This is a genomic window from Bradyrhizobium sp. BWA-3-5 (assembly GCF_032917985.1).
Lineage (GTDB): Bacteria > Pseudomonadota > Alphaproteobacteria > Rhizobiales > Xanthobacteraceae > Bradyrhizobium.
In genome coordinates this window covers 3,209,133-3,223,890 of sequence record NZ_CP136626.1, presented here as the reverse complement: position 1 = coordinate 3,223,890, position 14,758 = coordinate 3,209,133, and the positions used below count along the sequence as shown (strand labels likewise).

10 protein-coding genes are annotated in these 14,758 nt (G+C 63.4%); 4 read left to right on the top strand and 6 right to left on the bottom strand.

The features are described from left to right. Window positions 1–85: 85 nt before the first annotated feature. From rpoC to rplJ, 4 genes are all read right to left on the bottom strand, one after another. Complete coding sequence (gene rpoC, locus RX331_RS15365; protein ID WP_317257341.1) at window positions 86–4,285, bottom strand: DNA-directed RNA polymerase subunit beta'; 4,200 nt, start codon at window positions 4,283–4,285, stop codon at window positions 86–88. 146 nt (window positions 4,286–4,431) lie between these two features. Further along, window positions 4,432–8,550, bottom strand: a complete 4,119-nt coding sequence (gene rpoB / locus RX331_RS15360; protein WP_317257340.1) for a DNA-directed RNA polymerase subunit beta — start codon at window positions 8,548–8,550, stop codon at window positions 4,432–4,434. A gap of 373 nt (window positions 8,551–8,923) precedes the next feature. After that, window positions 8,924–9,301 (bottom strand): 50S ribosomal protein L7/L12, encoded by a 378-nt coding sequence (gene rplL / locus RX331_RS15355; RefSeq protein WP_283034112.1) that lies wholly within the window; start codon window positions 9,299–9,301, stop codon window positions 8,924–8,926. A 54-nt stretch (window positions 9,302–9,355) separates the two neighbouring features. After that, window positions 9,356–9,874 (bottom strand): 50S ribosomal protein L10, encoded by a 519-nt coding sequence (rplJ, locus tag RX331_RS15350; RefSeq protein WP_317257339.1) that lies wholly within the window; start codon window positions 9,872–9,874, stop codon window positions 9,356–9,358. A 626-nt stretch (window positions 9,875–10,500) separates the two neighbouring features. Here rplJ and RX331_RS15345 point away from each other — a divergent pair. Genes RX331_RS15345 through sigJ form a run of 3 tightly spaced genes read left to right on the top strand, consistent with a single transcriptional unit; the run spans window position 10,501 to window position 12,269 of the window. Next, the gene (locus RX331_RS15345; RefSeq protein WP_317257338.1) at window positions 10,501–10,878 is read left to right on the top strand and encodes a hypothetical protein; all 378 of its coding nucleotides are present in this window, start codon (window positions 10,501–10,503) and stop codon (window positions 10,876–10,878) included. Continuing rightward, window positions 10,871–11,416, top strand: a complete 546-nt coding sequence (locus tag RX331_RS15340) for a hypothetical protein (RefSeq protein WP_317257337.1) — start codon at window positions 10,871–10,873, stop codon at window positions 11,414–11,416. Before RX331_RS15345 ends, RX331_RS15340 begins: the two co-directional genes overlap by 8 nt. Before the next feature lie 52 nt (window positions 11,417–11,468). Continuing rightward, complete coding sequence (sigJ, locus tag RX331_RS15335) at window positions 11,469–12,269, top strand: RNA polymerase sigma factor SigJ (protein WP_317257336.1); 801 nt, start codon at window positions 11,469–11,471, stop codon at window positions 12,267–12,269. Window positions 12,270–12,281: 12 nt separating this feature from the next. Here sigJ and RX331_RS15330 read toward each other — a convergent pair whose 3' ends face one another. Then, complete coding sequence (locus RX331_RS15330) at window positions 12,282–12,953, bottom strand: O-methyltransferase (RefSeq protein ID WP_317257335.1); 672 nt, start codon at window positions 12,951–12,953, stop codon at window positions 12,282–12,284. A gap of 94 nt (window positions 12,954–13,047) precedes the next feature. Here RX331_RS15330 and RX331_RS15325 point away from each other — a divergent pair, with 94 nt between their 5' ends. Continuing rightward, complete coding sequence (locus RX331_RS15325) at window positions 13,048–13,680, top strand: TetR family transcriptional regulator (protein ID WP_317257334.1); 633 nt, start codon at window positions 13,048–13,050, stop codon at window positions 13,678–13,680. Between the two features lie 30 nt (window positions 13,681–13,710). On the opposite strand, the gene RX331_RS15320 is transcribed toward RX331_RS15325, so the two are convergent. Beyond that, window positions 13,711–14,670, bottom strand: a complete 960-nt coding sequence (locus tag RX331_RS15320) for a 2-hydroxyacid dehydrogenase (protein ID WP_317257333.1) — start codon at window positions 14,668–14,670, stop codon at window positions 13,711–13,713. Between the last annotated feature and the right edge of the window lie 88 nt (window positions 14,671–14,758).

Below are 14,758 nucleotides of genomic sequence, written 5' to 3'. Positions count from 1 at the left end.
CTGACCGGGTGAAGACTGCCACCTACGTTCGTCAAAAGAAAAAGCCGGCCTCGCGGCCGGCTTTCTTGTTGATCGGACGGAACTCTTACTCCGCCGGCGGCAGCGCCAGCGGTTCCGCTTCCGGAGCCGTCGGCACGATCGCCGCCTGCTTCTCGCGTTCGTCGAGGATCAGGCGGTCGCGCTTCATCGCGACTTCGCGGATCTTGGCCATCGAGGCGCCGGTGCCCGCCGGGATCAGCCGGCCGACAATGACGTTTTCCTTGAGGCCTTCCAGCGGGTCCACCTTGCCGTTGACGGCGGCTTCGGTGAGCACGCGGGTGGTCTCCTGGAACGAGGCCGCCGAGAAGAACGAGCGGGTCTGCAGGCTCGCCTTGGTGATGCCGAGCAGAACCGGCGTTCCCGTGGCGGGCTTCTTGCCCTCTTCCTTGGCCTTCAGGTTGAGCGCATCGAACTCGATCTTGTCGACCTGTTCGCCCGAGATCATGTCGGTGTCGCCCTGGTCGGTGATCTCGACCTTCTGCAGCATCTGACGGACAATCACCTCGATGTGCTTGTCGTTGATGAGCACGCCTTGCAGCCGATAGACCTCCTGGATTTCATTGACCAGATAGGCAGCGAGTTCCTCGATGCCCTTGATCGCCAGGATGTCGTGCGGCGCCGGATTGCCTTCGACGATGAAATCGCCCTTTTCGACGATGTCGCCGTCCTGCAGATGGATGTGCTTGCCCTTCGGGATCAGGTACTCGCGCGTCTCCTCGGTCTTGTCCATCGGCTCGATCGAGATGCGACGCTTGTTCTTGTAGTCGCGGCCGAAGCGGATGGTGCCGGCGATTTCCGCGATGATCGCCGCGTCCTTCGGCTTGCGGGCCTCGAACAGTTCGGCCACCCGCGGCAGACCGCCGGTGATGTCACGCGTCTTGGCGCTTTCGGTGGAGATACGCGCCAGGATGTCGCCAGCCTTGACCTTGGCATTGAGATCGACCGACAGGATGGCGTCGACCGACAGCATGTAGCGGGCGTCGCCGCCGCGCGCCAGCTTGAGCACCTTGCCGTCCTTGCCCTTGACGACGATCGCCGGACGCAGATCCGAGCCGCCCCGCGACGCACGCCAGTCGATGACGACGCGCTTGGCGATACCGGTGGATTCGTCGAGCGTTTCCGAGATCGACTGGCCCTCGACCAGGTCCTCGAAGCCGATCGTGCCCTCGACTTCGGTGAGGATCGGACGGGTGTACGGATCCCACTCCGCGATGCGCTGGCCGCGCTTGACCATGTCGCCCTCGTCGACGTGCATGCGCGCGCCGTACTGGATGCGGTGGGTCGCACGCTCGGTGCCGTCACCGTCGACGATCGCAACGACCATGTTGCGCACCATCGCGATCAAGTGACCTTCGCTGTTGCGGGCGATCGACTTGTTCTTGATGGTGACCTTGCCCTCGAAGTTCGACTCGACGAACGACTGCTCGTTGATCTGCGCCGCGCCGCCGATGTGGAACGTACGCATCGTCAGCTGCGTGCCGGGCTCGCCGATCGACTGGGCGGCGATGACGCCGACCGCCTCGCCGTGATTGACCGGCGTGCCGCGGGCCAGATCGCGGCCATAGCACTTGCCGCAGATGCCGTTGACGAGCTCGCAGGTCAGTGCCGAGCGGATCTTCACCTCCTGGATGCCGGCCTGCTGGATGGCGTCGACATGCGACTCCTCCATCAGCGTGCCGCGCTTGACCACGACCTTGTTGGACGCGGGATCGCGCAGATCCTCGCCAGCAACGCGGCCGAGAATACGCGAGGCCAGCGACGCCACGACCGTGCCGGCATCGACGATGGCGCGCATCTTGATGCCGAGCTTGGTGCCGCAATCGTCCTGCGTGATGATGCAGTCCTGCGCCACGTCGACCAGACGGCGGGTCAGGTAACCGGAGTTCGCGGTCTTCAGCGCGGTGTCCGCGAGACCCTTGCGGGCGCCGTGGGTCGAGTTGAAGTATTCGAGCACCGAGAGGCCTTCCTTGAAGTTGGAAATGATCGGCGTCTCGATGATCTCGCCCGACGGCTTGGCCATCAGGCCGCGCATGCCGGCGAGCTGACGCATCTGGGCCGGCGAACCGCGCGCGCCCGAATGAGCCATCATGTAGATCGAGTTGATGTCGGCATCCGCACCCTGGGCATTCTTCTTGGTGACGGAGATCTCCTTCATCATCGCTTTCGCGATCTCTTCGCTCGCCTTCGACCAGGCGTCCACGACCTTGTTGTACTTCTCACCATGGGTGATCAGACCGTCGTTGTACTGCTGCTCGAAATCCTTGGCGAGCGTACGGGTGGCGTCGACGATCTTCCACTTGCCTTGCGGCACCACCATGTCGTCCTTGCCGAACGAGATGCCGGCCTTGAACGCGTTGTAGAAGCCGAGCGCCATGATGCGGTCGCAGAAGATCACCGTCTCCTTCTGGCCGCAGTGACGGTAGACCTGGTCGATCACGCCGGAGATTTCGCGCTTGGTCATCAGCTTGTTGATGATGTCGTACGAAATCCGCGGGTGCTTCGGCAGCACGTTGCCGAGCATGACGCGGCCCGCGGTGGTCTCGATCCAGCGCTTGGCCGGCTTGCCTTCCTCGTCGGTGCCCTCCCACCGGAACTTGATTTTGGTATGGAGGTGGATGACCTTCGAGTGCAGGGCGTGCTCGAGATCGGCCATGTCGCCGAAGATCTTGCCCTCGCCGGGCAGGCCTTCACGCATGATCGAGAGATAATACAGGCCGAGCACGATGTCCTGCGACGGCACGATGATCGGCTGGCCGTTCGCGGGGTGCAGGATGTTGTTGGTCGACATCATCAGGACGCGCGCTTCGAGCTGCGCTTCGAGCGACAGCGGAACGTGCACGGCCATCTGGTCGCCGTCGAAGTCGGCGTTGAACGCGGCGCAGACCAGCGGGTGGAGCTGGATCGCCTTGCCCTCGATCAGCACCGGCTCGAACGCCTGGATGCCGAGGCGATGCAGCGTCGGGGCGCGGTTGAGCAGCACCGGATGTTCGCGGATCACCTCGTCGAGGATATCCCAGACCTCCGGACGCTCCTTCTCGACCAGCTTCTTGGCCTGTTTCACCGTGGTGGACAGGCCCTTGGCGTCGAGCCGCGAATAGATGAACGGCTTGAACAGTTCGAGCGCCATCTTCTTCGGCAGGCCGCATTGATGCAGGCGCAGCTCGGGACCGACCACGATCACCGAACGGCCCGAATAGTCGACGCGCTTGCCGAGAAGGTTCTGCCGGAAGCGGCCCTGCTTGCCCTTGAGCATGTCGGCCAGCGACTTCAGCGGACGCTTGTTGGCGCCGGTGATGACGCGGCCGCGGCGGCCGTTGTCGAACAGCGCGTCGACGGCCTCCTGCAGCATGCGCTTTTCGTTGCGGATGATGATGTCGGGCGCGCGCAGCTCCATCAGCCGCTTCAAGCGGTTGTTGCGGTTGATGACGCGGCGGTAGAGGTCGTTGAGATCAGACGTCGCAAAGCGGCCGCCATCGAGCGGCACCAGCGGACGCAGATCCGGCGGAATCACCGGCACGACGGTCAGGATCATCCATTCCGGCTTGTTGCCGGAATAGCGGAATGCCTCGACGATCTTCAGGCGCTTGGCGAGCTTCTTGTGCTTGATGTCGGACTCGGTCTCCTGCATTTCGGCGCGCAGGGACTGCTCTAGCTTTTCGAGCTCAAGCCCCTTCAGAAGCTCGCGGATCGCTTCGGCGCCGATCATGGCGGTGAACGAATCCTGGCCGTATTCGTCCTGTGCCTTCAGGTACTCGTCTTCCGACAGGAGCTGACGGTCCTTGAGCGCGGTCAGGCCCGGCTCCAGCACGACGTAATATTCGAAGTACAGGATCCGCTCGAGATCCTTCAGCGTCATGTCGAGCAGAAGGCCGATGCGGGACGGCAGCGACTTCAGGAACCAGATGTGGGCGACCGGCGCGGCCAGCTCGATGTGGCCCATGCGCTCGCGACGGACGCGCGACAGCGTCACCTCGACCGAGCATTTTTCGCAGATGATGCCCTTGTACTTCATCCGCTTGTACTTGCCGCACAAGCACTCGTAATCCTTGATCGGCCCGAAGATGCGGGCGCAGAACAGGCCGTCGCGCTCCGGCTTGAAGGTCCGGTAGTTGATGGTCTCCGGCTTCTTGATCTCGCCGTAGGACCAGGACAGAATCTTCTCCGGGGACGCAATCGAGATCCGGATCTGGTCGAAGACCTGGGCCGGAGTCGTCGGATTGAAGAGATTCATAATTTCTTGGTTCATCGTCTTCTCCTCGCGTGCCGATCGTCACCGGCAGCAAATTCGAAATTCTTCTCAGGCGCTCCCCGCTCAACGTCCGAGCGGAGCGCGAATGTCCGGCCCTTGTGCGAAGCGCTCCTCGCGTCGGGCCGGACATGGAATCTTCTGCGTTACTCGGCTGCCTCTGATGTCGGTGCCGGTCCCATCTTGGAATTGTGCAGGTCGACGTTGAGGCCGAGCGAGCGCATTTCCTTGACCAGCACGTTGAACGATTCCGGAATACCCGCCTCGAACGTGTCGTCGCCGCGCACGATCGCCTCGTACACCTTGGTACGGCCGGCGACGTCGTCCGACTTCACGGTCAGCATTTCCTGCAGCGTGTAGGCCGCGCCGTAAGCTTCCAGCGCCCACACCTCCATTTCGCCGAAGCGCTGGCCGCCGAACTGCGCCTTGCCGCCCAGCGGCTGCTGGGTAACGAGCGAGTACGGACCGATCGAACGCGCATGGATCTTGTCGTCCACCAGATGGTGCAGCTTGAGCATGTAGATGTAGCCGACCGTCACCTTGCGATCGAAGGCATCGCCGGTGCGGCCGTCATAGACGGTCGACTGGCCGGAGGCGTCGAAGCCCGCGAGCTTGAGCATCTCCTCGATGTCGGCTTCCTTGGCGCCGTCGAACACCGGGGTGGCGATCGGCACGCCGTGGCTCAGGTTCTTGCCAAGCTCCATCAGCTCGTTGTCGTTCAACGACTTGATAGTTTCATCGTCGCCATAGATCTTCTTCAGGGTCTCGCGCAGCGGCTTGAGATCCTGCTTCTGATAGTAGCCGTCGATGGTCTGGCCGATGCGCTTGCCGAGACCGGCACAGGCCCAGCCGAGATGCGTCTCCAGAATCTGGCCGACGTTCATGCGCGAGGGCACGCCGAGCGGATTGAGCACGATGTCCGCGTGCGTGCCGTCCTCGAGGAACGGCATGTCCTCGATCGGCACGATCTTGGACACCACGCCCTTGTTGCCATGGCGGCCGGCCATCTTGTCGCCGGGCTGGATCTTGCGCTTCACCGCGACGAAGACCTTGACCATCTTCATCACGCCGGGCGGCAGCTCGTCGCCGCGCTGCAGCTTTTCGACCTTGTCGAGGAAGCGCTGTTCGAGGCCCTTCTTCGACTCGTCGTACTGCTTACGCATCGCCTCGATTTCGGCCATCAGCTTGTCGTTCGGCGAGGCAAACATCCACCACTGCGACTTCGGGTACTCCTCGAGCACGGCGCGCGTGATCTTGGTGTCCTTCTTGAAGCCCTTCGGACCGGCGATGCCCTGGCGGTTTTCCAACAGGTCAGCAAGGCGGCCGTAGACGTTACGGTCGAGAATCGCCTGCTCGTCGTCGCGGTCCTTGGCCAGACGCTCGATCTCCTCGCGCTCGATCGCCAGCGCACGCTCGTCCTTGTCGACGCCGTGACGATTGAACACGCGCACTTCCACGATCGTGCCCTGCACACCCGGAGGCACGCGGAGCGAGGTATCGCGGACGTCGGAGGCCTTTTCGCCGAAGATGGCGCGCAGGAGCTTTTCCTCCGGCGTCATCGGGCTTTCGCCCTTCGGCGTGATCTTGCCGACCAGGATGTCGCCGGCGCGGACTTCCGCACCGATATAGACGATGCCGGCTTCGTCGAGGTTCTTCAGCGCTTCTTCCGAGACGTTCGGAATGTCGCGGGTGATTTCCTCAGGTCCGAGCTTGGTGTCACGGGCCATCACCTCGAACTCCTCGATATGGATCGAGGTGAAGACGTCGTCCTTCACGATCCGCTCGGAGAGCAGGATCGAGTCTTCGAAGTTGTAGCCGTTCCACGGCATGAACGCGACCAGCACGTTGCGGCCGAGCGCGAGCTCGCCGAGATCGGTCGAGGGACCGTCGGCGATGATGTCGCCCTTCTTGACGATGTCGCCGACCTTCACCAGCGGACGCTGGTTGATGCAGGTCGACTGGTTGGAGCGCTGGTACTTCATCAGCCGGTAGATATCGACGCCCGACTTGGTGGGATCGAGATCCTCGGTGGCGCGGATCACGACGCGGGTGGCGTCGATCTGGTCGATCACGCCCGAGCGCCGTGCGGCGATCGCCGCGCCGGAGTCCCTCGCCACCACGCCTTCCATGCCGGTGCCGACGAACGGCGCCTCGGCGCGAACCAGCGGCACCGCCTGGCGCTGCATGTTCGAGCCCATCAGCGCGCGGTTGGCGTCGTCGTTCTCGAGGAACGGGATCAGAGCTGCGGCGACCGAAACGAGCTGCTTCGGCGACACGTCCATGTAGTCGACCTTGTCGGGCGTGATCGGCAGCACTTCGCCGGCGTGACGGCAGACGATCAGGTCTTCGGTGAAGCGGCCCTTGGCATCGAGCGGCACGTTGGCCTGCGCGACGCGATAACGGCCCTCCTCCATCGCCGAGAGATACACGACCTCGTCCGTGACGCGGCCGTCCTTCACCTTGCGATAGGGAGTCTCGACGAAACCGTACTTGTTGACGCGCGCGAACGTCGCCAGCGAGTTGATCAGGCCGATGTTCGGACCTTCCGGCGTCTCGATCGGGCAGATGCGGCCGTAATGCGTCGGGTGCACGTCGCGCACCTCGAAGCCGGCGCGCTCGCGGGTCAGACCGCCCGGGCCAAGCGCCGACAGGCGCCGCTTGTGGGTGATCTCCGACAGCGGGTTGGTCTGGTCCATGAACTGCGAGAGCTGCGAGGAGCCGAAGAATTCGCGCACGGCCGCCGCGGCGGGTTTCGCGTTGATCAGGTCCTGCGGCATCACGGTATCGATGTCGACGCTCGACATGCGCTCCTTGATGGCGCGCTCCATGCGCAAGAGACCGATGCGGTACTGGTTCTCCATGAGCTCGCCGACCGAGCGCACACGGCGGTTGCCGAGGTGGTCGATGTCGTCGATCTCGCCCTTGCCGTCGCGCAGGTCGACCAGCGTCTTGATGACGGCCAGGATGTCTTCCTTGCGCAGCGTACGGTGGGTGTCGGGCGCATCGAGCTCGAGGCGCATGTTCATCTTGACGCGGCCGACCGCGGACAAGTCGTAACGCTCGGCGTCGAAGAACAGCGACTGGAACATGGCTTGCGCCGAGTCGAGCGTCGGCGGCTCGCCTGGACGCATCACCCGGTAGATGTCGAACAGCGCGTCCTCACGCGTCATGTTCTTGTCGGCATTCAGCGTGTTGCGGATGTAGGCGCCGACATTGACGTGGTCGATGTCGAGCAGCGGCAGCTCCTTGTAGCCCTGCTCGTTGAGCGCCTTCAGCAGCTTGTCAGTGATCTCTTCACCGGCTTCCGCGTGGATTTCGCCGGTCTTCGGATTGACGAGGTCCTCGGCGACGTAGTTGCCGACCAGCTCCTCATCCGACATGCGAAGCGCCTTCAGCCCCTTCTCCTGGAGCTGGCGGGCGGCGCGGACGGTGAGCTTCTTGCCGGCCTCGAGCACGACCTTGCCGCTGTCGGCGTCGATCAAATCGTTGACCGTGGAATAGCCGCGGAAACGGTTGGCGTCGAACGGCACACGCCAGCCGTCCTTGGCGCGCTTGTAGTTGATCTTCTTGTAGAAGGTCGAAAGGATCTGCTCGCCGTCGAGACCGAGCGCGTACATCAGCGAGGTCACGGGAATCTTGCGGCGGCGGTCGATGCGCGCGAACACGATGTCCTTGGCGTCGAACTCGATGTCGAGCCAGGAACCACGATACGGAATCACGCGCGCGGCAAACAACAGCTTGCCTGACGAATGGGTCTTGCCCTTGTCGTGGTCAAAGAACACGCCGGGCGAACGGTGCATCTGCGAGACGATGACGCGCTCGGTGCCGTTGACGACGAAGGTGCCGTTCATCGTCATGAGCGGGATATCGCCCATGTAGACGTCCTGCTCCTTGATGTCCTTGACCGACTTGGCGCCGGTTTCCTCGTCGATATCAAACACGATCAGGCGCAGTGTCACCTTGAGCGGCGCAGCATAGGTCATGCCGCGCTGGCGGCACTCGTCGACGTCATATTTCGGCGGCTCGAACTCGTAGCGGACGAATTCGAGCATCGAGGTGCCCGAGAAATCCGAGATCGGGAACACCGAGCGGAACACCGCCTGCAGGCCCTCGTCCAGCCGGCCGCCTTGCGGTTCGTCGACCATCAGGAACTGGTCATACGATGCCTTCTGAACCTCGATGAGATTCGGCATCTCGGCGACTTCCTTGATGTGTCCGAAGAACTTGCGAACGCGTTTGCGACCGGTGAATGTCTGCTGCGCCATCGTGGCCTCTCATTTTCGTCGCCCTTGTGGGCGAACCTTCCGAAGCGCGACTGCCATCGCCCCCGGGTTGAATTGTCGAATCGCTTAAAGGAACAAAGCCCACTTTCAGGAATTTAGTCCTGAACCCGCACTTTAGACCTTCAGAACGCAAAACGACGCGCGGGGCACATGACTGCACCCGCCCGTCCTAACTGGTCGCTTCACGGACTGAAAAAGCCCGAAATCTGACTGTCTCCCAACGGCTTACACCAGGAACACCCTGCCGTCCCCGCCGCCTGCCGTATTTTTCCTGCTGCCTCCCCGATATGGGGCGGAATCGTGGAGATTCGAGGGGCTAACCCCGCGAATCCCCACACTTTTCTGTGTAGTACGCTTACTTCAGCTCGACCTTCGCGCCAGCCTTTTCGAGCTGGGCCTTGATCTTGTCGGCTTCTTCCTTGTTCACGCCTTCCTTCAGCGGCTTCGGAGCGCCTTCGACGAGGTCCTTGGCTTCCTTCAGGCCGAGGCCGGTGATGGCGCGGACTTCCTTGATGACCTCGATCTTCTTGTCGCCGGCAGCGGCCAGCACGACGGTGAAGTCGGTCTTCTCTTCAGCCGGAGCAGCAGCAGCGCCACCGCCGCCCGGGGCGGCAACGGCAACAGCGGCAGCGGCGGAAACCCCCCACTTTTCTTCGAGGAGCTTCGCGAGCTCGGCGGCTTCGAGCACGGTGAGGCTCGAGAGGTCGTCGACGATTTTCTGCAAGTCAGCCATTGATCTTTTTCCTTAAACGTTTGGTTTCGAACCAGGTTTGAGATTAGCGAAGGGTCAGGCCGCTTCGCCCTTTGAGGCATGAGCCTGAATGACGCGCGCGAGCTTGGCCGCGGGCGCAGTGGAGAGCTGAGCGATCTTGGTCGCCGGCGCCACGATGAGGCCAACGAGCTTGCCGCGCAGTTCGTCCAGCGACGGCAGCGAGGCAAGCGCCTTCACGCCGTTCACATCCAGGACGGTTTTACCCATCGAGCCGCCGAGAATGACGAACTGCTCGTTCGTCTTGGCGAATTCGACGGCAACCTTCGGCGCCGCTACCGGATCGTTCGAAGTGGCGATCACGGTCGGCCCCTTCAGCAGGGAACCGATGGCAACGACGTCAGTGCCTTCAAGAGCAATTTTGGCGAGACGGTTTTTCGAGACCTTCACCGACGCACCCGCCTGCTTCATCTGCATGCGCAGCTTCTGCATCTGGGCCACGGTGAGGCCGGAATAATGGGCGACGATCGCGACGCTCGTGGTCTTGAAGACCCCATTGAGCTGTTCGACCGCGTCCTTTTTTGCCGCTCTTTCCACAGCAAGCTCTCTCCGGTTGGCGGCCTTCGCGCGAACGAGACCGCCGGGTTGCACCCATCGTCTCGCCCAAAACCTGACCTCAAGACACCAGTCCTCAGGACACGCCGGGCAGACGACATCTTAAAAGCCTGCCCTCCCGAACCGGATGGCGCGGGGTGTCGAGGTTCGAACCAAATCAGCCATCGCGCCGCTGACAGCGACATTAAGGCAAAATCCGGTCTTCACCCGTCTATGCAGGCCATACAATTAAGCCGTTGGAAAACTTGAATTTCTCCGCGGGCGCCTGCAGTCTCGGACAGGATCGAGGTCATTCGGCAAGCCGAAGACCCCTGCCGCACTCCACCGAACCGATGGGCTTTCCTTCCTTTCGAGCAATCCATGCGGATGTCCTGAAAGGAATGATCTCCTACCGTAGCGGGTTTTCGGAATGCGAGCACGGACGTGCCAGCAACGGCCAGCACGCCCGGAAGCCGTTGTTTACCGAGTCTTGTCGGGCTTGCCAAGAGCAAATTTCACACCAGTTTGCCGGGCCGCCCGGAGAAAAAATTCTCGCTCTGGAACCGCTTTTTTTGACCTGTCCTGTCACACCGGCCCTGCCTGGCTCGTCTTGGCCGCAGGAGGTTACCATGCGGCGTCAGCTAGCGGCCATTCTCGCCATCCCTACGGTCCTGAACGGGCTCATCATGCTCGTTGCCGGCCCCTTTTGGTACGAAACCGTGCCCGGGGTGCCGGACACCGGTCCGTTCAACCCGCATTTCGTCCAGGATATCGGGGCCGCGTTCCTCGTGGCCGGCCTGGCGCTGGCTGCGCGAGCCTGGCAGCCCCGGTACTGGCCGGCCGCCGTCGCGGGCGCCGCCTTCCTCGCCGTCCACGCCCTGCTCCATGTGGCGATCCTGGCCGGCGGCCATAGCCACTACCCCGTTTTCGATCTCTTCGCGATCGTGCTGCCGTCGGCAGCCGCCCTCTATTCCGCCTTCCCCAACCAAGGAGAACATCATGCGTAGTTTTATCGCGCGCCGCAGCCTGCGCGCCTTTGCAAAACGGTACGGATACGACGTCAGCTATTTCGAAATGCTGCTGAACGAATCCCCAGCCGCCTTCTTCAAGTTAGCGCCGCTGATGAAGGCGGCCGCGCATCGCGAGGTGGTTCCGGTCGAGGCCAGCTTCGCCGCCAAGATCGTCGGCGCGCTGGCCGAGGATTGCGGCCCCTGCACGCAACTCGTCGTGGACATGGCGCTGGAAGCGGGCATGGCCAAGGATCAGATCGAGGCGGTACTTCGCCGCGATGTCAGGGCGATGAATGAAGCGACCACGCTCGCCTTCCGGTTTGCCGACGCGGTCGTGCGCCGCTCGGCCAACGACGAGGAATTTCGCGATGCGGTGAAGGCCCAATGGGGCGAGAAAGGCGTGATAGATTTGACGATGGGGCTGCAGCTCGGCCGCATGTTCCCGATGGTGAAGGCCGGGCTCGGCTACGCCAAGGAGTGCCGCCGCGTCACCGTGAGTGGACATAATGTCGACGTCGTCAAACAAGCCGCATGATATTGACCCGCTGGCGCCCCATCGCGGGCGCCTGCTCGGGCTCGCCTATCGCATGCTCGGCAGCCGCAGCGACGCGGAAGACGTCGTACAGGATGCCTACATACGCTTTGCCGGCGCGCAGGACGTCCACAATCCGGAAGCCTTTCTCGTCACCGTGGTGACCCGGCTCTGTCTTGACCGCCTGAAGAGCGCGAAGGCGCAGCGGGAGATTTATGTCGGGCCATGGCTACCCGAACCGGTGTTCGATGCCGAGGGCCTGTCGGCCGACGCCCCGACCGAGCTCGCCGACGACCTTTCGTTCGCGCTGCTGCTGGCCCTCGACCGGCTGTCGCCTTTCGAGCGCGCCGCGTTTCTGCTGCACGACGTGTTCGACACGCCGTTCCCCGCGATCGCCGCCATGCTCGACCGCACCGAGGCGTCCTGCCGGCAACTGGCCTCCCGCGCGCGCCGCGCCGTGCGTGACAATCGCCCGGCGCCCGCGCAGGCGCCCGACAATCACGCTCGCCTGCTGCAGGCCTTTGGCGAAGCGGTGGCCAGCGGCAACGTGGCCCGGCTCGCCGCCCTCCTGCGCGAGGATGCGGTGACGCTGACCGACGGCGGCGGCCGCAAGACGGCAGCGCGCAATCCAATCAGGGGAGCTGAAAAGATCGCGCGCTTCTTCATCGGCATCGCCGCCAAGAACGCCGGCCATGACATGCGCATCGAGCCCGCCATGATCAACGGCGCCGCCGGCGCCCTGCTCTATCTGGACGGCGAGCTCGACAACACCATGAGCATGGTCCTCGACGGCGACAAGATTGCCGCGATCTATATCGTGCGCAATCCCGACAAGCTGCGCCACGCCCCGCATTGAAGACCGGACCGGTCAGCGGGATCCGATCCGCATCGACAGTTCAACGTCCTCGCCGAATGGCATCGACATATAGCCGCTCGCGGGCGCGCGCACCTGTGTCAGGTAGTCGGGGCTGTCATCGGCATTGTCGGCAACGATGATGGCGCCGGGCCGGAGCCGGCTCTCGACCAGGCTCAGGATGTCAGGATAGAGCGCCTTGGCGCCGTCGAGCAGCACCAGATCGACCGTATCGGGAAGACCGGTGCCGAGCGTGTGCAGGGCGTCGCCCTCCCGGATCTCCACGAGGTCGATGAGACCGCCTGCCGTCAGATTGGCGCGGGCCCGCGCGACCTTGGATGGTTCGAACTCGGTGGTGATCAGATGGCCGCCGCCATTGTCCCTGAGCGCTGCGGCAAGATGCAGGGTCGAGATCCCGAACGACGTCCCGAACTCGACGATCGTCCGAGCCTGGGAGCTTCGCGCCAGCATATAGAGCAGCGTGCCGGTCTCGCGCGAGATCGGAAGCGGCGCATTCTTCAAGCGCCCATAGAGGTCGCGGTATTCGGTCTTGCTCCGCATCAGGCGCGCCCTCGCCTCGTCCGAGAGATCGGCCACAGCTGCTGAAGTGTCCGCCCGGGCCGCATCGGCCTCGGCGAACAGATGATTTAGCAGAGGTGCAAGCGGGGTCGTGGTCAGGGTGGTCATGCCGGTCTCCGGTCTGAGGAAAGCGCGCGTCCTTGCGCCAAAACAGAAATACGACTAATTATTCGCGTTTTCTAATCGCATTCCCTAAAGCCAAATGACCGATCGCCGAAGCCCTTCAATTTCCTCGCGAAAACGGCCCCAACAGACCCGCTCAACCGAGCTTGTCGCGGCGATCCTGGAAGCCGCTGTTCAGGTTTTGGCGAAGGAAGGCGCGCAGCGCTTCACCACGGCGCGGGTGGCTGAGAAGGCCGGCGTCAGCGTCGGATCGCTGTACCAGTACTTCCCGAACAAGGCCGCGATCCTGTTCCGGCTGCAAAGCGACGAGTGGCGGCAGACGACCGAACTGCTGCGCGGCATTCTCGAGGACACCTCCAGGCCGCCGCTCGATCGGCTGCGCAGGCTGGTCCATGCCTTTATCCGCTCGGAGTGCGACGAGGCCGCGGTGCGTGTGGCGCTGGATGACGCCGCGCCGCTCTATCGCGATGCCCCGGAAGCGCACGAAGCGAGGGCAGCAGGCGCCCGCACCGTCGAGACATTCATGCAAGAAGCGTTGCCCGGCGCAGCGGAGGCGACGCGCGCGCTGGCCGGCGACCTGATCACAACGACGCTCAGTGCGGTGGGGAAACAGTTTTCGGAAAGTCCCCGAGCTCCCGCGGAGATCGAGACTTATGCCGAGGCCATGGCCGACATGCTGTGTGCCTACCTCAAAGACCTCGCCCACCGCTGAGAGGCAATCGGCCAGCACATCCCATCTGGATCAGCTGGCCCTTGACCTCACGGGGTAAGCGAGCGGCTTGCCGGCGAAGAACGCGTCCAGATTGGCCAGCACGCAATTTTGCATCGCCACGTGCGATTCCAGCGTGTGGCCGCCAATATGCGGCGAGAGCACGACGTTCGGCAGCGCTGTCAGCGTATCCGGCGCGTGCGGCTCCTTGGCGTAGACGTCGAGGCCCGCGCCGGCAATCGTCTGGTCCGTCAGCGCCGCGACCAGCGCCGCCTGATCGATCACCGAGCCGCGCGAGATGTTGACGACGTAGCCATCCTTGCCGAGCTTGCGCAGAATGTCCGCATTGACGACGTGATGGGTATCCGCACCCGCCCGCACCGCGATCATCAGCACGCTGCACCATTCGGCCAGCGCATCGAGCGTCGGAAAATACTGGTACGGCACATCATGCCTGCTGCGGCTGAAATAGCCGACCTCGGTCTCGAAGGCGGCAACGCGCGCGGCGATCTTGCGGCCGATCTCGCCCATGCCATAGACGCCGATTTTGCGGCCGGGCATTCCGGCCTGCGGGCGCATCATCGGTGAAGGCTTTGCCGCCGCCCAGCTCCCGCCGCGCACGTAATCGTCTGCCGCCAGCAGCCGCCGCGTGGCAGCCAGCATCAGGGTGACAGCGATATCGGCGACCGACGCCGCATTCGCACCGGGGCTGTGGCCGACGGCGATGTTGCGCTTTGCCGCCGCGGCGAGATCGACGCCGTCATAGCCGGTGCCGTAGCAGACGATCGCGCCGAGCCTGGGCAGCATGTCCATCGCTTCGCCGCGAAGCGGCGTCCCGCCCGCGGTGATCATCGCACGAATGTCGGCGAGCTGGTCGGCCGGGAACACTTCATTGGGCGGCTTGCCAGCCGCGTTCAGCACTTCGAACCGTTTGCCGAAACGCTCTATCTGGGCCTTTGGAAAACGCGAATAGATCAGGACCTTCTCGGGCATTTGTTCTTCTTTCTTACCAAGTCCGGCGCGGCGACGATTACGCAAATGCCGCATCAAAAGCAAAGGGCGGAATCGGTTGCCCGATTCC